23 protein-coding genes are annotated in these 20,471 nt (G+C 65.2%); 4 read left to right on the top strand and 19 right to left on the bottom strand.

Annotation, left to right across the window (positions count from 1 at the left end; all coding sequences use genetic code 11):
- Nucleotides 1–3 precede the first annotated feature (3 nt).
- On the bottom strand, nt 4–996 hold the full coding sequence (locus R5O87_RS22415) for a co-chaperone YbbN (RefSeq protein WP_410555041.1): 993 nt from the start codon (nt 994–996) through the stop codon (nt 4–6).
- A gap of 80 nt (nt 997–1,076) precedes the next feature.
- Entirely contained in the window at nt 1,077–2,849 is a 1,773-nt protein-coding gene (locus R5O87_RS22410; RefSeq protein ID WP_410555042.1) for a hypothetical protein, read from the bottom strand.
- Between the two features lie 192 nt (nt 2,850–3,041).
- On the opposite strand from R5O87_RS22410, the gene R5O87_RS22405 reads away from it, so the two are divergent.
- Nucleotides 3,042–4,409, top strand: coding sequence for an AI-2E family transporter (locus R5O87_RS22405; protein WP_410555043.1), 1,368 nt, complete (start codon nt 3,042–3,044; stop codon nt 4,407–4,409).
- A gap of 26 nt (nt 4,410–4,435) precedes the next feature.
- Here R5O87_RS22405 and R5O87_RS22400 read toward each other — a convergent pair whose 3' ends face one another.
- Both R5O87_RS22400 and R5O87_RS22395 read right to left on the bottom strand, forming a co-directional pair.
- A complete protein-coding gene (locus R5O87_RS22400) occupies nt 4,436–5,236 on the bottom strand; it encodes an alpha/beta hydrolase (RefSeq protein ID WP_410555044.1) in 801 nt (266 codons plus the stop codon).
- A gap of 68 nt (nt 5,237–5,304) precedes the next feature.
- A complete protein-coding gene (locus tag R5O87_RS22395) occupies nt 5,305–5,661 on the bottom strand; it encodes an ATP/GTP-binding protein (protein ID WP_354258593.1) in 357 nt (118 codons plus the stop codon).
- A gap of 155 nt (nt 5,662–5,816) precedes the next feature.
- On the opposite strand from R5O87_RS22395, the gene nucS reads away from it, so the two are divergent.
- Entirely contained in the window at nt 5,817–6,512 is a 696-nt protein-coding gene (gene nucS, locus R5O87_RS22390; RefSeq protein WP_410555045.1) for an endonuclease NucS, read from the top strand.
- Nucleotides 6,513–6,807: 295 nt separating this feature from the next.
- The gene (locus R5O87_RS22385; RefSeq protein ID WP_003804766.1) at nt 6,808–7,011 is read left to right on the top strand and encodes a cold-shock protein; all 204 of its coding nucleotides are present in this window, start codon (nt 6,808–6,810) and stop codon (nt 7,009–7,011) included.
- Nucleotides 7,012–7,122: 111 nt separating this feature from the next.
- On the opposite strand, the gene R5O87_RS22380 is transcribed toward R5O87_RS22385, so the two are convergent.
- The 12 genes from R5O87_RS22380 to R5O87_RS22325 form a co-directional block, all read right to left on the bottom strand.
- Complete coding sequence (locus tag R5O87_RS22380) at nt 7,123–7,554, bottom strand: DUF2550 domain-containing protein (protein WP_306924354.1); 432 nt, start codon at nt 7,552–7,554, stop codon at nt 7,123–7,125.
- A gap of 10 nt (nt 7,555–7,564) precedes the next feature.
- Nucleotides 7,565–7,849 carry a F0F1 ATP synthase subunit epsilon gene (locus tag R5O87_RS22375; protein ID WP_306924356.1) on the bottom strand — a complete coding sequence of 95 codons (285 nt, stop codon included), beginning with the start codon at nt 7,847–7,849 and terminating at the stop codon, nt 7,565–7,567.
- Nucleotide 7,850: 1 nt separating this feature from the next.
- The gene (gene atpD / locus R5O87_RS22370) at nt 7,851–9,305 is read right to left on the bottom strand and encodes a F0F1 ATP synthase subunit beta (RefSeq protein WP_377989917.1); all 1,455 of its coding nucleotides are present in this window, start codon (nt 9,303–9,305) and stop codon (nt 7,851–7,853) included.
- Between the two features lie 80 nt (nt 9,306–9,385).
- Nucleotides 9,386–10,276, bottom strand: a complete 891-nt coding sequence (locus tag R5O87_RS22365; protein ID WP_410555046.1) for a F0F1 ATP synthase subunit gamma — start codon at nt 10,274–10,276, stop codon at nt 9,386–9,388.
- Nucleotides 10,277–10,352: 76 nt separating this feature from the next.
- The gene (gene atpA / locus R5O87_RS22360; RefSeq protein ID WP_410555047.1) at nt 10,353–11,990 is read right to left on the bottom strand and encodes a F0F1 ATP synthase subunit alpha; all 1,638 of its coding nucleotides are present in this window, start codon (nt 11,988–11,990) and stop codon (nt 10,353–10,355) included.
- Nucleotides 11,991–12,073: 83 nt separating this feature from the next.
- Nucleotides 12,074–12,901, bottom strand: a complete 828-nt coding sequence (locus tag R5O87_RS22355) for a F0F1 ATP synthase subunit delta (protein ID WP_410555048.1) — start codon at nt 12,899–12,901, stop codon at nt 12,074–12,076.
- A complete protein-coding gene (locus tag R5O87_RS22350) occupies nt 12,901–13,458 on the bottom strand; it encodes a F0F1 ATP synthase subunit B (RefSeq protein WP_111905892.1) in 558 nt (185 codons plus the stop codon). The genes R5O87_RS22355 and R5O87_RS22350 overlap by 1 nt, the downstream gene beginning before the upstream one ends.
- 53 nt (nt 13,459–13,511) lie before the next feature.
- The gene (atpE, locus tag R5O87_RS22345) at nt 13,512–13,730 is read right to left on the bottom strand and encodes an ATP synthase F0 subunit C (protein WP_003804776.1); all 219 of its coding nucleotides are present in this window, start codon (nt 13,728–13,730) and stop codon (nt 13,512–13,514) included.
- Nucleotides 13,731–13,808: 78 nt separating this feature from the next.
- On the bottom strand, nt 13,809–14,609 hold the full coding sequence (atpB, locus tag R5O87_RS22340) for a F0F1 ATP synthase subunit A (protein ID WP_102972065.1): 801 nt from the start codon (nt 14,607–14,609) through the stop codon (nt 13,809–13,811).
- Nucleotides 14,610–14,690: 81 nt separating this feature from the next.
- The gene (locus R5O87_RS22335; RefSeq protein WP_410555049.1) at nt 14,691–15,029 is read right to left on the bottom strand and encodes a hypothetical protein; all 339 of its coding nucleotides are present in this window, start codon (nt 15,027–15,029) and stop codon (nt 14,691–14,693) included.
- The gene (locus tag R5O87_RS22330) at nt 15,022–15,525 is read right to left on the bottom strand and encodes a hypothetical protein (protein WP_410555050.1); all 504 of its coding nucleotides are present in this window, start codon (nt 15,523–15,525) and stop codon (nt 15,022–15,024) included. Before R5O87_RS22330 ends, R5O87_RS22335 begins: the two co-directional genes overlap by 8 nt.
- Nucleotides 15,526–15,616: 91 nt before the next feature.
- Nucleotides 15,617–16,750, bottom strand: coding sequence for an MraY family glycosyltransferase (locus R5O87_RS22325; RefSeq protein WP_410555051.1), 1,134 nt, complete (start codon nt 16,748–16,750; stop codon nt 15,617–15,619).
- Nucleotides 16,751–17,065: 315 nt separating this feature from the next.
- Here R5O87_RS22325 and R5O87_RS22320 point away from each other — a divergent pair, with 315 nt between their 5' ends.
- On the top strand, nt 17,066–17,962 hold the full coding sequence (locus tag R5O87_RS22320; protein WP_410555052.1) for a glycosyltransferase: 897 nt from the start codon (nt 17,066–17,068) through the stop codon (nt 17,960–17,962).
- 19 nt (nt 17,963–17,981) lie between these two features.
- Here R5O87_RS22320 and R5O87_RS22315 read toward each other — a convergent pair whose 3' ends face one another.
- The 3 genes from R5O87_RS22315 to prmC are packed head-to-tail and all read right to left on the bottom strand — an operon-like array spanning nt 17,982 to nt 20,467.
- The gene (locus R5O87_RS22315) at nt 17,982–18,758 is read right to left on the bottom strand and encodes a WecB/TagA/CpsF family glycosyltransferase (RefSeq protein WP_410555053.1); all 777 of its coding nucleotides are present in this window, start codon (nt 18,756–18,758) and stop codon (nt 17,982–17,984) included.
- Entirely contained in the window at nt 18,755–19,537 is a 783-nt protein-coding gene (locus tag R5O87_RS22310; RefSeq protein WP_410555054.1) for an L-threonylcarbamoyladenylate synthase, read from the bottom strand. Before R5O87_RS22310 ends, R5O87_RS22315 begins: the two co-directional genes overlap by 4 nt.
- A gap of 15 nt (nt 19,538–19,552) precedes the next feature.
- The gene (prmC, locus tag R5O87_RS22305) at nt 19,553–20,467 is read right to left on the bottom strand and encodes a peptide chain release factor N(5)-glutamine methyltransferase (protein WP_410555055.1); all 915 of its coding nucleotides are present in this window, start codon (nt 20,465–20,467) and stop codon (nt 19,553–19,555) included.
- Nucleotides 20,468–20,471: the final 4 nt, after the last annotated feature.

Here is a 20,471-nt window from a genome sequence, read left to right as displayed (position 1 = left end):
CCACTAAAACAGCACCCGGGCCAGCGCCTGGCGGGCCTTGCCCACGCGCTCGTCTGTGGTCCCGACAACTTCGAACAGTTCAAGCAGGCGGACGCGGGCGGTCTCGCGTTCCGGTCCGAAGTTCCTGCCGATGAACGCGACCACGCGGTTCAGGGCATCCTCGACGTGGCCGCCCGCGAGATCGAGGTCCGCCACGCCCAGCTGGGCCGTCAGGTTGTCGGGTTCGTCCGCGGCGAGCTGGCGCAGGGCCTCGCCCTCGGGTCCGGAAAGGCTCTGCAGGCGTTCCATCAGTTCCACCTGCGCCAGGCCGGCCTTGGCCTCCGCGTCCGCGGGCATCTCAGCGAGCGCCTGCCGGTAGGCAGCAGCCGCTGCGGCGTAGTCACCCTCTTCAATGGCGTCGAACGCCTTCTGGTGAAGCGGCGGGAGCGGGGCCGGGCCGGGTTCTTCAGCTGAAGCTGCGCCGCCTTCGACGTTGCCGGTCACCCCGTTGGCAGCAGCAACCGTGAGGAGTTCGTCCAGCAGCGGCCGGATCTGCTGCTCGTCCGCGCCGCCCTGGAAGAGCGGAACCGGCTGGCCCTTGATCACGGCGACGGCGGTGGGGACGGCCTGTACCTGGAAGGCCTGGGCCAGCTGGGGGAACGCTTCGATGTCCGCAGCGGCGAGGACCAGCCGGCCGCCGTAGCTCTGGATGTTCCGGTCGAGGACATCCAGCACGCCGGCTGACTCGGGCGAGTAGGCGGCCCAGAGGACAAACACCACGGGCACCTGGGCGGACAGCTCGATAAGGCTCTGGAAGTTTGCCTCCGTGACGTCCACCCGGAGGGCGGGGCCGCCGTCGTTCTGCGGGGCCTGCCGGGCCTGCGCGTCCCCTGCCGCCGGACCATTGGCCGGCGCCGGTGGCGCCGGCCGCTGCTTGAGGGAGGAGAGATCGACGGCGCCGCGAAGGTTAAGCTGGCTCGCGGCCGAAGGGACAGGGCGGGAAGCTGGCGAACTCATAGCTCCCACTCTAGCCACAAGAGCGGCCGCAGTAAGCACCGCGGCCGCTCGAGTGACGGCAGGTTGAGGGAACCTGTTCCCTACTTGAAGCTGGCCCCCACCAGTCCGCGCGTGGCGGCCACGAGCTTCATCGGGTCCTTCGAGTCCGCCGGCGGCACGTACACGGCCACGGATTCGGCGAACTTCAGCACCATGCCGGTGGTGGTCTCCTTGCCCCCGGCGAGGACGGCCGCATCGTTGCCGATGGACAGCTTGTCGCCTTCGGCCTTGGGGGTGCCGTCGAAGTTGAAGGTCAGGCGGCCAAGGACCAGAGCCCCGCCGTCCTCCGTACGGAACACCACGGTGCTCTCCGGAACAACCTTGTGCGTGAACGCGAACTTGCCGTCGACGCCGTCCTTCACAATGTCAGCCTGGTAGGACAGTGTGTCCGCGATGTACGGGGAAGATTCCCCTTCCACCAGCTTGCTCTTGAACGTGGAGTTGGACTTTGTCAGCCGGTCGGCCAGTCCTGCGAGCGCTTCCTGTCCGCTGTAGAGCAGGCCGGACTTGTCGCCTGCGGCAAGCGACTGCGTGCCGCCGCGAACGATGGACGGGAAGGTGGCGCCAGGCTGCAGCGGCGACGTGCCTACGAGCTTGTAGTTCTCCCGCGGGGAGTTCTGCACGAGCGTGAGCAGCTGCGGCACAACGTTGCCTTCACCTTGCGTGACGGCCAGGACGGACCGCGGCCATTCGCGCTTGTCGGTGACCACCGTCGTCAGGAGCTTCGTGGAGCGCACGGGCATGCGGGCGTCATAGGAGGCCACCCGCGACCTGATCTTGTAGTTCTGGGTACGCACTTCGAGCTCCGTCCCGGCAACGCGGGCGGCGAGCTTCTTGGCGTCCTTGGCGGCGTCGCCGGCGTCGGTGGCGCTGGCCACCTGTTCCAGGATGCGGCGGAACTGGGCGTCCAGAACGACCGGCGTGCCGCCGGCCCCGGGCGAGGCGCTGGCTGAGGGGGCGGTGGAGGTCGACGCCGGGGCAGACGAGGTGCTGGCCTGCGCGGCAGCTGCGGTGCCGGCCAGGACAGCGGCGGTGGTAGCCGCGACCACAACGCTGAGCCGTGCGGAAGAGGACCGTTCACCGGCCTTGGCTGCCGCCTTGGCGCGGGCCCGCCGCGCGAACAGGCTGCCCTGTTTGTCGGCGCCCTCGTCCGCGGGCCCGTTGCCTGCGGATCCGCCATCGGAGGGTCCGCCGTCGCCGGGCGCCCCGGTCCTGGGCTTGAGTACCAGCAGTGCCCCGCCGGCGAGGATCAGGAGGCCGCCGAGGACCATGAGCGGCACCGCCCACGGCATGGACGTGTCGTTGGGGAACGTCATGGAAATGGACGACGGCGCGGGCTTCTTTCCGTCCGCTGCGAGCAGCAGGGACCAGTCGCCGTCGGCCGGAGCGGACCACGTGTAGTCCAGCTCGCCGCTGGCATTTTCGGTGCTTACCCAGAGGTCGGAGCCGGCGGGCGACGGCGCGCTGGCTTCGCCGTCGGTGTGCTTGACCTGCAGCGACTTCCTGTCGTCGGAGACTCCGGTGACCGTGTTGTGGGCGGTCTTGCCCACCCAGGCATCCACGTCGTCCGGGCGTCCTGCAGCGAGCAGGAAGCTGCCCTCGCCCTTGACCTTGATGGTGACCGTTCCACCCTCAAGGGTGCGCAGCTTCTGGTCGATAACGGTCAGGGGCGCGGCTTCGCCGGCGGAGGCCGTTGCCGTCACTGTCTCGGCGGGGGCCCAGAAGGTCTTCTGCCCGATGCCGGCCAGCAGTGTCAGGAGGCCGAGCAGCACAAGTGCAACTGCAGTCTTGAAACGCAAAGGAATACCTATCATCAGCGGGGGTTTAGCTTCAATAGTAACCGTTTTGTTACCAATAGGCCGGATCGGGGGGTTCACGGCGCCCGCAGCCGCCCCGGCGAAACGCCGCCCGCCCGGCTATTCACAAGGCTGCTGATAGTGTTTGCGATGATCATCACATCTGGCCCGCAGCCGCGGCGCCACGCACGGTAAAGGCATCAAAAAGCAGTGACTGAACACACGGATCCGTCCATGCGCGGCCCCGAAGATCTGCCCGACGCCGACTCCCCGCAGAGCCTGCCGGCAGCACAGGACACTGCTGCACACAATGCTGCGGCACCCGGCGCCGTGCCACAGGCCACGCCGCCGCAGAAGTCAGCCAAAGCGAAGGGCCGTCCCGCCGCCCTGGGCGCGGTGCTGCGGCGCCTGCGCCAGCCAATCCCCGGCGCCCAGCCCCGGCTCCGGTTTGAATTCCCGCCGGAGCACCCGGACAACCTTGCGCCGGAAGATGCCGGCGAGACCGCGGACACCGCACGGTTCGGCTCCCCCGGCCCCCGCATCTCCGCCCAGCACCCCCTCTATCTGGGGTTCATGGGCACCGTGGGCGTGGGCCTGGCCCTGCTGGTCTACTGGATCGGATCACACACCACCCAGCTCCTGCTGTGGATCGTCGCCGCCATGTTTATCGCCCTCGGCCTCGACCCCGTGGTGCGCTGGCTTGAGGGCCGGAGGATTCCCCGGCCCGCCGGCATCCTCGTCTCGGTCTCGGTGCTGATGCTCGCGGTGGTGGGCTTCTTTGCCACCCTGATCCCCACGATCGTGGAGCAGGTGACGGAACTCGTGAAGCAGGCCCCCGTGTGGGTGCGGGACTTCATCAACTCCGATTTTTTCCGGACCTTGGACAACCAGTTCGGCGTCCGCGACCGCATCACCGAGGAACTGGACAAGTTCGTCAAGAACCCCGAAGCCATGAGCGGTATCTTCGGCGGCGTCCTCGGCTTCGGGTCGACGGTGGCCAACGGCCTCTTCGGCACGCTGATCGTACTGGTGCTCAGCCTGTACTTCCTGGCAGCCCTGCCGGCGATGAAGAAATGGGGCTACCGGCTGGCACCGCGGTCCCGGCGGGCCCGCGTCGAGGCGCTGTCCGAGGAAATCACCCGCTCGGTGGGCAACTATGTCATCGGCCAGGCAGTGGTCGCCCTCCTGAATGCCACGTTCGCCTTCATCGTGATGTCCATCATCGGCGTGCCGTTCGCCGTGCTGCTGACATTCATCGTGGCGCTGCTGGCCTTCATTCCGCTGGTCGGCGGCCTGATCGCCGGCGTGGTGGTCATCCTGATCACCCTGACGCTCGGCTGGCAGTCCGCCCTGGCCTACGCCATCTGCTACTTCGCCTACCTGCAGTTCGAGGCGTACTTCATCTCGCCGCGCATCATGCAGAAGGCCGTGGCGGTGCCGGGCGCTGTCGCGGTGATCTCCGTCATTGCCGGCGGCAGCCTGCTCGGCGTCCTCGGCGCGCTTATTGCCATCCCGACGGCGGCTGCCACGCTGCTGCTGATCAAGGAGATCTACATCGTCCGCCAGGACAAGCACTAGGCACTAAGCGGCGGGAGGCACCAGCCTCAGACGGCGGCGGTGGCCACCGGCCCTTCCCACTCCTGCGGGAGGCCCGCGGCTCCTGAGCCGTCGCGCGTAACGTCGTCCACGATCTCGTTCAGCACCCGGGCGGCCTGCTTCTCCCCCACCCACAGGTGCTTGGCGCCGTCGACCCCCACCACCCTGGCCTGCGGCACAAGGCCGAACCGGGCCTCAGCGGCCGCGGGCCGGAGGTAGTCGTCGTGCTCGGGCACCAGGACGGTCAGCGGTTTGCCGGCCTCCGCCCAGAGCTTCAGGTGCTCGTCGGTGGCCCGGTGCAGCGGGGGCGACAGCAAGACCGCACCCTCCACCTGGGAGGCCACCGGCTCGACGGCGCCGTACATCAGGGCCAGCTCAGTGCCGAAGGACCAGCCCACGAGCCACCGGTTGGGCAGCCCGCGCTCGGCGGCGAAACGGACCGCCGCCTCGACGTCATACCGCTCGCCGATGCCTTCCTCAAAGGTTCCGTCGCTGGTTCCGCGCGGCGAGGACGTACCCCGGGTGTTGAAGCGCAGCACGGCGACGCCGGCCAGGGCCGGCAGCCGGTAGGAGGCCTTGCGGTACACGTGGGAATCCATGAAGCCGCCGTGCGTGGGCAGCGGGTGGAGGGTGATCAGCGTGGCGGTGACCGGACCCGATTCCGGCAAGGCCAGTTCGCCCACCAGCGTGTGGCCGTCCTCGGTGCGGATTTCGATGTTCTCGCGCCGGGCGGGAAGCACCGTCGAGGCGCGGATTGCGGTGGCTGCTGATGGCTGGCTGAAAACGTACGACGCCGGGTCAAAAGTCATGCGCACCAGCTTATCTTCCGGCCGGGCTGGGCCGGACACTGCCCGCCCGGCGTTACCGGGCGCGGGCGTCACCGGTACCGGAAGTTACGGGACGTCCAGCAGTTGGTGTGCCAGTGGCGCCGCTCGGCCAGACCCGCGGCAGCGCCGAACAGATGGTCGTCTGCCCAGACCACGAGGTGGGCGATCCCGGGCAGTACCGCGGTGGAGCAGCCCGGGCAGATGTAGGTCTTTTCAGCATTGCGGGCCGTCATGGTCCGCACCATCCAGTCGCCGTCCGGCGCGCTTTCCCGGCGGGCAATTCCCGCGCGCGCCCGCTCCAGGTCGAGTTCCGGAGCGGGACCGGTGCCGTGCTTTCCGCCGCCGGGGGCGTTTCCGGCCGCACCGCGCCCGGTCTTGGGTCGGCGGGGGCGGTTGGAGCGCGGCATGACTCCATTCTGCCTCAGCCGGCGCCCCTGCCCCGCCCAGCATGACACCGTGCTAAGGCGCGCCGGACAGCTGCGTGTTCTGCCGCCCGTGCCGGGCGCCCTCTGCGGGGAACGCGCTGCAGGGAACGCACCGCGGAGAAGGTAGGGTGTAGGGCGTGCGTCTCGTCATAGCCCGTTGCTCCGTTGATTATGTTGGCCGGCTCAAAGCCCATCTCCCCCTCGCCACCCGGCTCCTGCTGGTGAAGGCCGACGGTTCCGTGCTGGTGCACTCCGACGGCGGCTCCTACAAGCCGCTGAACTGGATGAGCCCGCCCGCCGTTCTCCGCGTCACCTCCCCGGAGGAGGCGGACGTCGAGGTGGGCGTCGTCGAACAGTGGACCGTGCAGTCGGCCAAGACGGACGACAGGCTCATCATCAACATCCATGAACAGATCCACGACAGCTCCCACGAGCTCGGCCAGGACCCCGGCCTGATCAAGGACGGCGTCGAGGCCGACCTGCAGCGCCTCCTCGCCGACCAGATCGAAACCCTCGGCGAGGGGTTCTCGCTGATCAGGCGGGAGTACTTCACAGCCATCGGTCCCGTGGACATCCTGGCCCGGGATGCGGCCGGAGCCACGGTGGCCATCGAACTGAAGCGCCGCGGCGACATCGACGGCGTGGAGCAGCTGACACGGTACCTCGAGCTGCTCAACCGGGATCCCTTGCTGGCACCGGTGCGCGGCATCTTCGCCGCCCAGCAGATCAAGCCGCAGGCCAGGATCCTGGCCACGGACCGCGGGATTGACTGCGTGACCCTGGATTACGACGCGATGCGGGGCGTTGACGACGTCGAATCCCGGCTTTTCTAAGCGGTACTTCCGGCCCGCGTAGCCGTAGCCACCGGGTGATCAGGCGTTTACTCCCGATTTGCCCAAAATTTGCCGGAATTCGCGTTTTGCCCGTTGACCAGACGGTTTGCCCATGAAATTCTTGTATCAGTCTTTGTGTAGGTGTTTTTCATGCTCGCAAGACATGTTGCGAGCGCGAAGCTCCTGCAACGCAATTCCGGTCATCGGGGGTGCAGGCCAGGATTCTTCTCGCGGAGTAACCAAGACCAGTACGAGGTGTGCTGGCCTTAAACAGTTCCATACTGAGGAGAAATAAATGGCACAGGGAACCGTCAAGTGGTTCAACGCTGAAAAGGGCTTCGGCTTCATCACCCCGGACGACTCCGATGGCGATGTCTTCGTTCACTACTCCGAGATCCAGACCGGCGGCTTCAAGACCCTCGACGAGAACCAGCGCGTTCAGTTCGAAATCGGCCAGGGTGCCAAGGGCCCCCAGGCTACGGGCGTAACCGTCGTCTAATTAGTCTCAAAAGAAATGATCCTCGGCATTCGTGCCGGGGATCATTTTTTTGTCACAAATATTTTCAAGTCTTGAAACATTCACGGGCGGCATTGGTGCCGGGGTGAAACCTCAGCGCCAGGTCCCAACCCCGATGACCGGCCCCGCTTCCAGCCACGAGGACAAACCGGTGTAGGCATCAAACTTCATGGCCAGGAAAACGTCCTGGCCCTCGTAGCGAAGCTCCACGATCACCACATCGGGCTGTACCTTGACCAGCTCCGCCTCCGTGGGCTGCCGCCGGCCCAGCAGCTCAAGCGAACTCCGTTTGAAGCGGTGACGGGGCCGGACGCTCAGCGACAGGAGTTTGAACCATTCAAGCTCATTGTCCTGATAACGACAAACCCCCATCCGCCAGCTCTTTCCAGCCGTACGAATGGAGGCGTCCACCGTGCCCAGGGCGCGCCGCAGGTTGAAGCGGCGCACCCCAAACAGGCACAGCGTAAAAATCAGCACCGCAAACACGGTTGCTATGGCGATGAACGGAAAGGAAGTAACGTCCATCAGGGTTGTGCTATCGGATCCCCGCAGTGGCCGCGTCACCCAGCTGGGCGTTGTCAGCAACAATTACCACCCGGTTGTTGTCGACGGAGAAGAACCCGCCGTCAACGTCTACGGCAATGCGGTCGCCGGAAACCGGCTCGATCGCCAGCTGACCCTCGGCCAAAATCGCCAGCACGGGCGAGTGGCCGGGCAGGATTCCGATTTCACCATCGCTGGTGCGGGCCTTGACCATCTTGGCCGCCCCGGACCACACGAAGTGGTCCGCTGCGACAATCTCAACCTCAAGCTCAGCCATATTACTTGGTCTGTTCCTGAATCTTGGCCCACTGGCGCTCGACGTCGTCCAGACCGCCGACGTTGAAGAACGCCTGCTCTGCAACGTGGTCAAGTTCGCCGTCGCAGATGGCCGCGAAGCCTTCAACGGTGTCCTTGATGGAAACGGTGGAGCCCTCAACGCCGGTGAACTGCTTGGCGGTGTAGGTGTTCTGGGAGAGGAACTGCTGGATGCGGCGTGCACGCGACACGACGATCTTGTCCTCTTCAGACAGTTCGTCAACACCGAGGATGGCGATGATGTCCTGGAGTTCCTTGTTCTTCTGCAGGATCTGCTTCACACGGACAGCCGTGTTGTAGTGGTCCTTGCCGATGTACTGCGGGTCCAGGATTCGCGACGTGGAGGTCAGCGGGTCCACGGCCGGGTACAGGCCACGGGAGGCGATTTCACGGGAAAGTTCCGTGGTCGCATCCAGGTGCGCGAAGGTGGTGGCCGGTGCCGGGTCGGTGTAGTCATCTGCGGGAACGTAGATGGCCTGCATCGAGGTGATGGAGTGACCCTTGGTGGACGTAATGCGCTCCTGCAGGAGGCCCATCTCGTCGGCCAGGTTCGGCTGGTAACCCACGGCGGAAGGCATGCGGCCCAGCAGCGTGGACACCTCGGAACCTGCCTGCGTGAAGCGGAAGATGTTGTCGATGAAGAGCAGCACGTCCTGGTTCTGGACATCGCGGAAGTACTCCGCCATGGTCAGGGCGGACAGGGCCACGCGCAGACGCGTTCCCGGCGGCTCATCCATCTGGCCGAACACGAGGGCGGTGTCCTTGAGGACGCCTGCCTCTTCCATTTCAACCCAGAGGTCGTTGCCCTCACGGGTACGCTCGCCAACACCGGCGAACACAGAGGTACCACCGAAGTTGCGGGCAACACGGGTGATCATTTCCTGGATCAGAACGGTCTTGCCCACGCCGGCGCCGCCGAACAGGCCGATCTTTCCACCCTTGATGTACGGGGTGAGGAGGTCGATGACCTTGATGCCCGTTTCGAGCATTTCGGTGGAACCCTCGAGGGACGCGAAGGACGGGGCCTTGCGGTGGATCGGCCAGTAGTCCGACGCCTGGATCTCGGACTCTTCGACGTCCAGCGGCTTGCCGAGGACGTTGAAGATGTGGCCCTTGACGCCGTCGCCAACAGGCACGGAGATGGGGGAACCGCTGTCAACCACGGAGGTGCCGCGGACCAGGCCGTCGGTTGCCTGCAGGGAGATAGCGCGGACGAGGTTGTCACCCAGGTGCTGGGAGGTCTCGAACGTGATGGTCTTGGTCTCACCGTTGAGAGTGATCTCGGTGGTGAGTGCGTTGTAAATCGAGGGGATTGCGTCAGCCGGGAATTCGACGTCGACAACCGGGCCAATGACACGGGCAATACGGCCGGTGGCACCGGCCGTTGCTGCTACGTGCTCGGTAGCGGTGGCAGTCATCTCTCTCACTTCACTCGTAGATGGCGTGGGGTTAAGTTTATCTGGTGGTGCAGGTCTGGCTGGATCCGAGATCCGGCCGGTCAGGACGCGAGTGCGTCGGCGCCGGCCACGATTTCGGAAAGCTCCTGCGTAATCTCTGCCTGGCGGGCGGTGTTGCGCAGACGCGTGTACTTCTTGATGAGCTCCGTGGCGTTGTCGCCGGCGGATTTCATCGCCCGCTGGCGTGCCGCAAGCTCAGAAGCCGCCGCCTGCAGCATGGCCGCGAAAATGCGGGATTCGATGTAGCGCGGCAGCAGTGCGTTGAGCACCTGTTCCGGCTCCGGTTCGAATTCGTAAAGCGGCAGCAGTTCCGACTCGGACGCTGCCTGCTCTTCCACAACTTCGAGGGGAAGAAGTCGGATGACGGTCGGCTCCTGGGTCACCATGGACTTGAAGCGGGTGTACACAACGTGGATTTCGTCCACGCCGCCCTCTTCGAAGTCGGTGGCGAAGTCTTCGAGCAGAGCCGCGCCGATCTCCTGCGCCGTGGCGAACTCAGGGGCATCGGTGCTGCCCGTCCAGACGCGTCCGTAGGGACGGTTCCGGAAATCGAAGTAAGCCTGCGCCTTGCGGCCCACCAGGTACGTCTTGACTTCCTTGCCTTCGGCACGGAGCAGTTCGTTCAGGCCTTCGGCCTGCTTCAGCACGCTGGCGGAGTACGAGCCTGCGAGGCCACGGTCCGAAGTGATGACCAGAACAGCGGCCCGGCGAATGCTCGTCGGCTCGGTGGTCAGCGGGTGGTCGATTTCGCTCTGGCTTGCGACGGCAGAAACGGCGCGCGTGATCGCGTTCGCGTAAGGCAGTGAAGCTGCTACGCGTGCGCGGGCCTTGCCGATGCGCGAGGTAGCGATCAGTTCCATCGCCTTGAAGATCTTGCGCATCGACGTCGTCGAGCTGATCTTCTGGCGGTAGACCCGGATCTGGGCTCCCATACTTATCCTTTCCTAAGATCCCGATGGCCGGGACTGCCGGACCCCCGCGGGGTTCCGGCAGTCCCTGCCAGCGAAACTAGCGCTTCTGCCTGACGATTTTTTCCTGGTCGACCTGACCCTCCGAGATAGCTTCATGCTCCTCGTGGCCGGCGCCCACCAGCTGGCTGTCCCCCTCGCCGAAGAAGCCCTTCTTGAAGTCCACGATGGCGGTCTTCAGTGCTTCCACGGTGTCATCGTCCAGGACGTTGGTCTGTGCCAGCGTCGTGAGGATCGAGGACTTGTGCTTGAGGTGCTCCAGGAATTCGGACTCGAAGCGGCTGATGTCCTCAACCGGAACGTCGTCCAGGTAGCCCTGGGTACCGGCCCAGATGGACACAACCTGGTTCTCCACCGGGAACGGCGAGTACTGGCCCTGCTTGAGCAGTTCCATCAGGCGAGCACCACGGGTCAGCTGCTGGCGGGATGCGGCATCGAGGTCCGATGCGAACATCGCGAACGCCTGCATGTCGCGGTACTGGGCGAGGTCCAGCTTCAACGTACCGGAGACCTTCTTCATGGACTTGACCTGGGCGGCACCGCCAACGCGGGACACCGAGACTCCAACGTCAACAGCGGGGCGCTGGTTGGCGTTGAAGAGGTCCGACTGCAGGAAGATCTGGCCATCGGTAATGGAGATCACGTTGGTCGGGATGTAGGCGGAAACGTCGTTTGCCTTGGTTTCGATGAGCGGCAGGCCGGTCATCGAGCCTGCGCCGAGCTCGTCGGAGAGCTTGGCACAACGCTCCAGCAGGCGGGAGTGCAGGTAGAAGACGTCGCCCGGGTAGGCTTCACGTCCCGGCGGGCGGCGGAGCAGCAGCGACACAGCGCGGTAGGCTTCGGCCTGCTTGGACAGGTCATCAAACACGATGAGGACGTGCTTGCCGCCGTACATCCAGTGCTGGCCGATGGCCGAGCCGGCGTACGGTGCCAGGTACTTGAAGCCGGCCGGGTCGGACGCCGGGGAGGCAACGATCGTGGTGTACTCGAGCGCTCCGTTGTCCTCAAGGGTCTGGCGGATTGCCGCGATCGTCGAGGCCTTCTGGCCGATTGCGACGTAAACGCAGCGGACCTGCTTGTTCACGTCACCGGAAGCCCAGTTGTCCTTCTGGTTGATGATCGTGTCGATGGCAATGGCGGACTTGCCGGTCTGACGGTCACCAATGATCAGCTGGCGCTGGCCGCGGCCGATCGGAATCATGGCGTCGATGGCCTTCAGGCCGGTCTGCATCGGCTCGTGCACAGACTTACGCTGGGTAACGCCGGGTGCCTGGAGTTCCAGGGCACGGGTGGTCTCGGCCTTGATCTCGCCGAGGTCGTCGATCGGCACACCCAGGGGGTCCACCACGCGGCCGAGGAAGGCGTCGCCCACCGGCACGGACAGAACCTGTCCGGTGCGGTGCACTTCCTGGCCTTCTTCGATGCCGTTGAAGTCACCGAGGATGATGACACCGATCTCGCGCACGTCGAGGTTCTGGGCCAGGCCCAGGGTGCCGTCTTCGAAGCGAAGCAGCTCGTTCGCCATGACCGAGGGAAGGCCCTCAACACGGGCGATGCCGTCGCTTGCGGTGGTCACACGGCCGACCTCTACGCGCTCTGCGTTTCCGGGTTCGTAGGACGCCGCGAATTCGTTCAACGCATTACGGACGTCGTCGGCGTTGATGGTCAATTCGGCCATCTGCAGTCCCTGCTCTCCTGTATTCGTGATCATCGTTGCTCACGATGACCGGGGTTTCTATCAGTTGTGTTGTGCTTGTCCGGCTAGCCGGCCAGCTGGCGCTGGAGGTCGTTCAGGCGGGTGATGACCGAAGCGTCGAGCACTTCGTCCCCCACCTGCACCCGGATGCCGCCGATCAGCGTGGGATCAACCTTGAAGTTGACCTTCAGCTCGCGTCCGTAGAGGGAGTTCAGTCCCTGCTGCAGACGGCTTGCCTGCGTCTCCGTCAGGGGACGCGTAACGCTGACCGTCGCAATCCAGCGCTGCTGGCGCTTGGCGGCGAGCTCGGCGAAACGGCTCACGAGCCTGGTTGCCTTGATGCCACGGGGCTGCGTCACTGCCTGTCCGATGAGGACCTTTGCTTCCTCGCTGGCGGAGGGAACGAGCCTTTCGGCCAGGGCAGTCTTCGCTGCGGCGCTGGCCTGCGGTTCAGACAGGGCGCGCTGCACATCGTGGTTGGCAGCCACGGCCTGGTTGAAGGAGAACAGGTGGTTCTCCAGCTCTTCCAGACCGGTGATTCCGGAGGCAGAAACGGCCGACTTGTTTTCAGCAACGGCGATGACCACCGTTGCGGCAAGCGTCTCGAGTGCATCGCCGATGTCTCGCGCCGATGCCCAGCGTGAGCTGGCCAGACCGGCTGCGATGTCCACGGCTTCAGCGGAAGCTTTTCCACTGAAGAGCCGCTTGATCAACGCCGACTTTTCCTCACCGCTGCGGGAGGGGTCAGTCAGGGCGCGGCGCAAGCCAGCCGAGCTGTCTACCGCTCCCAGGATCCCGAAAAGTTCCTTTGCCAACTGCAGCGATGCAAACGGAAGCTTTGGCTCCAGCTCGGTCAGCGCCTTGGTCAGCGATTCGCTCGATACACCTGCCATTACTTAGCTACACCTGCGTTCTGGGTCTCCAGATCGGCCAGGAAGCGGTCAACAACGCGTGCTGCGCGTGCGTCGTCCTCGAGGGTTTCCCCAACGATGCGGCCCGCAAGCGTGGTGGCGAGGGTGCCCACCTCCGAACGCAGCGACACAACGGCCGCCTGGCGCTCGGATTCGATCTGCGCGTGTGCCTGAGCGGTGATGCGTGCAGACTCGGCTGCCGCCTTCTCCTTCAGTTCCGCCAGGATCTGGGCGCCTTCGGCACGTGCTTCCTCGCGGATACGGTTGGCCTCAGCACGGGCATCAGTGAGCTGCTGCTTGTACTCTTCGAGTGCGGCAGAAGCCTCAGCCTGAGCCTTCTCAGCCTTGGCGATGCCGCCTTCGATGGCCTCGGCACGCTCTGCAAACGTCTTCTCGAACATCGGGACAACGAACTTGACCACGATGAAAAAGAGGACAGCAAAGCCGGCGAGGACGACGCCCATTTCCCAAAGATTGGGAACGAGCGGGTTAGCCGCCGCGGCGCCTTCAGTGGCGGCTGAGATGATCAGCTGATTCATATTTCACCCGTCCTTATCTACTCGGTTCTGAATGTTCGCTAGGTTCTGAAGGTTTACTTGAGAACGAAAGCGAAGACCAGGCCCAGGATGGCGAGGGCTTCAGTCAGCGCAAGGCCGAGGAATGCGATCGGCTGCAGGACGCGCTGGGCTTCCGGCTGACGAGCCACACCGTTGATGTAGGCAGCGAACACGAGACCCACACCGATACCACCGCCGATGGCCGAGAGACCGTAGCCGATGAGGTTGAGGGAGCCGTTGATGGAGCCTTCCATTTTTCTTCCTTTCAAGATGCCATGTATATGGCAGGTTGTTTGGGTTGCTTCATCCCCACGAGGGGAAGTTTGAGGTGCCTAGTGGCTGTCGGCGTGGAGTGCGCCTTCGATGTAGATCGCGGTCAGCAGTGTGAACACGTAAGCCTGCAGCGCCATGATCAGCGCCTCCAGCATGTACATGGCGATCGCGCCGGCGAGAACCAGCACGGAGGTGCCCTTGAGGAGTACGTTCTCCTGCATGACGAGGTATTCGATGCCGGAGCCGGCAATCATGACGATCAGGTGGCCGGCCAGCATGGTGGCGAAGAGACGCAGGCTGTGCGTGACCGGGCGGACCAGGAAGTTGGAGATGATCTCGATCGGAATGACGATCGGGAGGATGTAGACCGGGACACCGGAGGGAACGGTGGCGAGCTTGAAGTAGCGCAGGCCGTTCTTCTTGATGCCGATGCCGATCCAGGTGACGTACACGATGGCTGCCAGCACGTAGGCTCCGCCGACGTGCGAGAAGCTCGGGAGCTGGATCACCGGGATGGCGCCGTAGATGTTGTTCACCAGGATGAAGAAGAACAGGCTGAACAGGAGCGGGACGTACTTGATGAAGTCCCTGCCACCGATGATGTCCTTGGCGATGCTGTTACGGACGAAGCCGTAGGCGGCCTCACCTGCGAACTGCAGCTTGCCGGGAACGAGCTGCTGCTTCCGTGCAGCGAGCACAAAGAATGTGGCGATAATGACGACGGACAGGATAACCAGCAGCATCTGCTTGGAGAATCCGTCTGCCGCACCCCACGGCAGGATTGCCGGCAGGTGCATTTCTTCAATTCCGGGAGGTGTGAACTCTCCTGAATTTTGGGCCGGGAGCGCAAGCGCGATCAACGCGTTTCCTCTCTGCAGTGTCCATCGTTGGGCGTTGGTCGGGTTCCGGCGCGCGTCATGCTTGCCCTCCCCCTCGTGAAATTATTTGGCATTACTGTTCCCGTCCTCCGACGGGCCGCTGGCTGCACCGTTCCCGCCAGTTGGTTTCCTTGAACTGGTGAGTCCGTGCATATGGGACAGATAGAACCCTCCCGCGGCTCCAAGCAGAGCGCCTGCGAGCACAATCCAGCGGGTTCCCCACAGATAATCCAGTCCCCACCCTATCAAACTCCAGACGATGATTCCGCCAATAATGTAGCTAAAGACGGCCATTCCAGCGTTGTAACCGCCGTCGGAATTCTCGCCGGGTACAGCGGTGGAACCGGGGGTCGGTTCGGGTGTCCCGGGCTCGTTTTTCCCGGGGTGGTTGCGCTTAGACATCGGTGCTGCCGCCGTTCCGTTTAGGGTCGCCGGCCTGCTCCGGGTCGTTGAAGATCTGCAGCCGGGCTTTGCTGAAACCGTAGATCTCGGCTGCCTGCCACGTGACCACTGCCACGACGGCGCCGATGACGAACCAGCGGCCATGCAGCCAGTCGGGGGCACCGACGGCAAACAGGACCACGGCAAAGCCGATGACTTTGACGAAGTAAGTCGCCACAAACAGTCCGACGGCACCTGAGGGGTTGTTGCGCCCCACGAAGTGTCCGATCAGGAGGCTGACCGCGAAGAACACGACCACAAGCAGCCCACCGAGGCTGCTGGACACAACACCGGTCCAGCCGTTCAGCAGGGCAGCCACGACGCCGGTAAGAACCAGGGCGCCGCCGGCGACTGCGGAACTGAGTCCCAGCAGACCGAGCCAGAGCGACCGTGTGGGACCGGAGACGCCAACGGATCCTTTGCCGGACGCAGGTCCGGGGTCGGCGTTGGAGGTCATGCGAACCCAATCTTCGGGGCAGGGTGGAGTGGTGCAGGAAAGACCTGCACCTGAATTCTACACGAGATAGAAATTTTCCGAAAAGCGCGTGTTACTCCGGCGCCGTCCCCACTCCTGCTCCGGTGTTCTCCCCGCGGCGGCTCAGGTAGGGCCAGGCCGTGACCAGGCCCATGACCAGCGTGGCGGCGACCATCACTGCCAGCACAATCTGCCAGGGGTAGACCGCGAAGGCCAGGCCGCCGAAGGACAGCACCGCCGCCCACAAGTACAGGAGCATGACCGCGGTGCGGTGGGAGTAGCCGATGTCCATGAGTTTGTGGTGCAGATGCCCGCGGTCCGCAGACCACGGTGAACGTCCGACGGCGGTGCGCCGCACCACCGCGAGGCAGAGGTCCAGGAGCGGCAGGAAGAGCACCGCAAACGGCAGCAGGATGGGGATGATCGTGGGGATACCGTTGACGCGGTCATAAAGCCCCGACGTGATCTGGCCGGTGGAGACCACACCGGCTGACGCCATCAGCAGGCCTATCAGCATCGCGCCGGAGTCCCCCATGAAGATCTTCGAGGGAAACCAGTTGTGGGGCAGGAAGCCCAGGCAGCTCCCCACCAGGACAGCCGTCAGCAGGGTGGCGAGATCTGAACGGTCCAGGATCGGTGCGTTCCGGTGGACCCAGTAGGCCGTAAGGAAGAACGCGGAGCCGCCGATGATGGCCACCCCGGCGGCCAGGCCGTCCAGCCCGTCGATGAAGTTGAACGCGTTCATGGTGACGACGATGAGGCCGGTGGTGAGGGCGATGTTGACCGGGTCTGATTCGAAGCGGATCGGCTCCGGAACGAACGGGATGATGGTCATGCGGACACCCCAGACGGCCACCACGAGCGCGGCGCAGGCCTGCCCGATCAGCTTGATCCACCAGCGGAGGTCCAGGAGGTCGTCCGCCACTCCCACCAGCACGATGACGGCGGCACCAGCCAGCACACCCCACGGCGAGCCGTTGTTCCGGAAGATGTCCTTGACGAAGAAGGACTGGCTGGACACTGCCAGCGCCACCAGCACGCCGGCGAAGATCCCCAGCCCGCCAAGGCGCGAGACCGGGCTGGAATGCATGTCCCGGCTGCGGATCGGGGCAAAGAGCTCAAGCCGGTTGCCGATCAGCCGCGCACCCCAGGTTGCGCCGTAGGAGACAATGGCCGCTGTCAGCATCATGGACAGGTACATGATCATGGCGCGGCCACCGTTCCCGTGGCATTGGGTTTGATGCTGCCGCGGTGCATGCTGCCATGCTGCACGCTATTCGGATGCGGATTCGGTATCTGGCCGGGAGGACCATGCGGGCTCGTTAGCTGTGGATCTGACGTGCAATAAATGAAACTTCTCCGTCGCCATGCGCGCACAGACAGGCAGTGCATAGTGCCTGACGGGGCTGTATTACAGTGGACTCTAGTCAAGATACTAGCGCCAACGGGTACATCGCTTCGCGTCACACGGCCATACGCCGGCGGGAAACTTGCCGACGGCTGTGCTGAAAGGATCCCCGCCATGCCAGTGTCGGTTGCAGTTGCCGCCGTGACATTTGACCGTCCCCGTGAGCTCGCCGTCCTGCTGAAGGCCATCAATAATCAGACGGCCTCTGTGTCCACCATTTGCCTCGTGGACAGCGGTACCGTGCCGGCGAAAGACGTTGCCGCGCAGCATGAAAATGTGGACTACATCCGTTCGGAAGCCAACCTTGGCGGCGCCGGAGGCTTTTCCCTCGCGGCGCTCAAGGCGGTGGCCAGCGGCGCCGAATGGGTCTGGATGATGGACGACGACGCCGAGCCGGCGGACGCCGACTGCCTTGCCACGCTGATCCGGGAAGCGGAGGCACGGGACCTGGACGCTGTTGTGCCCCTCGTCGTAGCTCCGGGCCATCCCGACCAGCTCTCCTTCTTCTTCCGGCTGGACGGCAAGGTCACGCATGACCGGGCCGCGCTGGAGAAGGTGGGATTTCTGCCGAACGACGGCCATTTCTTCAACGGTGCCCTCATCCGCTCCGATGTCTTCTTCAAGGTGGGGCTGCCGGACATGCGCCTGTTCATCCGCGGCGACGAAGTGGACTTCACCATCCGGCTGCGCAAGGCTGGCATCCGTTTCGGCACCGTCACCACGGCTGCGATCATGCACCCGCACGCGTTTTCCGAAACGAAGCACGTATTTGGAGCCCGCTGGCACGTCATCGTTCCGGAGGGCGCCTTCAAGCGCTACTACTATTACCGCAACCGCGGCTACCTCATTCGCCGCCACTTCCGTGTGAAGTCCCTGGTGGCGGATGTGGGCGGCTACCTCGGCTACTTCCTCCGCCGGGGCGACCTCCGCGGGCTGGCGGACTGGTTCCGGGCGTTCTCCGCCGGGCTCCGCGGCAAGGGCTTCGGCCCGCTGAAGGACCAGAAGTTCTGACCTGGGCGGGGCCTGCCCTCTAGCCCCGGCCGCGCAGCCGGCGCCGCAGCAGCAGTCCCAGCAGGACCCACGGTTCGCCGAACACCCGGTACGCCACGCGGCGCGGATGCAGCAGCAGGCGCCAGGCCCACTCCAGGCCCAGCCGGCCAAGCCAGCGGGGCGCCAGCTTCTGGATGCCGGCGATCTGCTCGATGGCTCCCCCGACGGCGCAATACACGGCCGGCGGCAGCGACGGCAGGCGGCGCCACAGCACCTCTTCCTGCAGCGGCATGCCAAGTCCGATCAGCACCAGCTGCGGCTGGACCTCGGCCAGCCACGCGGCTGCTTTCTCCTCCAGATCCGCATCCCAGCCCTCCCCCGGCATTCCGGAGACAGCGGCGCCCGGGACGATGGCCTGCAGCTTCGCCACAGCCTTGGCGTTGGCGGCAGCCCCGGCGCCAAGGACGGCGATGCGGTGAAGGCCGTCCAGGCGGCCCAGCGCGGGAATCCAGTCGGTTGAACCCAGCCGGTAGTCCATGACGGGCCGGGAGCCGGCTTCCCCGCCGGTCTTGTGCCGGCTCCTCCCCCACAGCCAGAGGACGGGCGCGCCATCGAGAAGGACGACGTCGCTGTTCTCGTAGAACTTCCTGAACTCGGGTTCAGAGTGGAACAGCGTCACGCTGTGGAGATTGTGTCCGACGACGGTCCTGGTGGTGCCGTCAGCCACGAATCCGTTGAGGACTGCTGCGAGTCCGTCGACGTCCAGGGGCGTGGCATCCACGCCGAGGACCGGTATGGTCTGCCTCTGCAGCGTCATTCGGCGCTTGCGGGCTTTTCGCCGGCCTCGGGCTGCACGGCGCCGGACTGAAGGGGCGCTTCGGCAGCGGGAACCCCAGCGTCGTCCTCGGCGGAGACCCCTACCTCGTCCGCGGCGTTGCCGTTGATGTCGAGAACGCCGGGGACCACCCCGCGCAGCCGCTCGATGCTGATGGCCCCCTCACGGACCACGCGCAGCGGCAGCGATGTGGCATCCACGATGGTGGACGGCCGCGCGTCGGTTCCCTCGACCGGCCGGAAGCCGCCTTCAAGGTAGACCTCCACGGACTCCGCGAGCTGGGAGCGTGCTTCAAAGGCTGTCTGCGCCGGCGCCTGGCCGGTCCGGTTTGCCGAGGACACGGCGAGGGGGCCGGTGACGGTCAGCAGGTCGATCGCCACCTCATCGTCCGGAATGCGCAGGGCAACGGTGCCCTTGGTCTCGCCAAGGTCCCAGTCGAGGGACGGCTGCGCGTGGAAGATCAGGGTCAGCCCGCCGGGCCAGAAGGCCTCCGCCAGGTCGCGGGCGTCCGGGTACACATCGGTGGCCAGCCCGTCGAGCGCAGTCAGGCGCGGAATCAGGACGGGCGGCGGCATGTTCCGGCCGCGTCCCTTGGAGACCAGCAGCATGGTGACGGCCTGCGGGGAAAAGGCATCGGCGGCGATTCCGTAGACGGTGTCCGTGGGAAGGACAACGCACTTCTTCTCGAGGATCGCCCGCCGTGCGTGGGCGATTCCGGCGGTCCGCTCGTCGTCGGCCGTGCAGTTGTACGTAGTGGTCACTGCCTCATTCTTTCATTACTCCGCGGGCGGGAAGGCAAGGACGGCGCTGGTGGCGCGTTCCTTGCCGTTAAGGTCAAAGTGCGTGGTGACGTCGGTCCAGAGCCCGCTCCGCTTCAGCACCGTGGATATCCAGCCGGCCTGGACTTCGGCGTGTTCCATCACGAAGTAGCCGCCGGGGACCAGGAGCCGCGCCGCCGAGGCGGCGGCCGCCGTCGGCAGTTCCATGCCGTCCGCTCCCCCGCCGTACAGCGCTTCCGGGGGGTCGTGGAGCGCCACTTCCGGTTCATTGGGGATGGCTTCGGCGGGGATGTACGGCGGGTTGGAAACCACGACGTCGAATGTTCCGTTAAGCTCCGGCAGGGCGTTCCGCAGGTCCCCCAGAAGGAGGGTGACGCCGAGCGGCCGGAGGTTCTTCGCCGCCCAGGCGTGCGCGAACTCGCTGAACTCCACCGCGAAAACCTCGGCCTCGGGCACCTCGTGCGCGATCGATCCGGCGATGGCACCGGAACCGGTGCCGAGGTCCACCACCTTGGGGCGGACCACGCCGGCCCGTTCGAGTGCCCGCAGCCGGTCGATGACCAGCTGCACGACGGACTCGGTTTCCGGGCGGGGAATGAAGACGCCGGGTCCCACCGCGAGCTGAAGATAGCGGAAGTGCGCCACGCCCGTGATGTGCTGGAGCGGAATCCGGGTGGCGCGTTCGGCAACGAGTTCGGCGTAGCCTGCCGGGGCGGGGGCATCGCCGAGCATCATGGCCCGCAGCCGGCCCAGGCCCACGCCCAGCAAATGGTCCGCCAGCAACTCGGCGTCCACCCGGGGGCTGGGGACGCCGGCCTCGGTCAGGCGCTCTGTCGCTTCGCGGACGGCGTCCGCCAGGGTCTGGCCGGACGGCGACTGGGCAGGCGGCTCCGCAGTGTGCTCGGGCGTCATGTGA

It is taken from the genome of Arthrobacter globiformis, assembly GCF_046536215.2.
Taxonomy (GTDB): Bacteria; Actinomycetota; Actinomycetes; order Actinomycetales; family Micrococcaceae; genus Arthrobacter; species Arthrobacter globiformis_E.
This window is presented reverse-complemented; position numbering and strand designations above follow the sequence as displayed.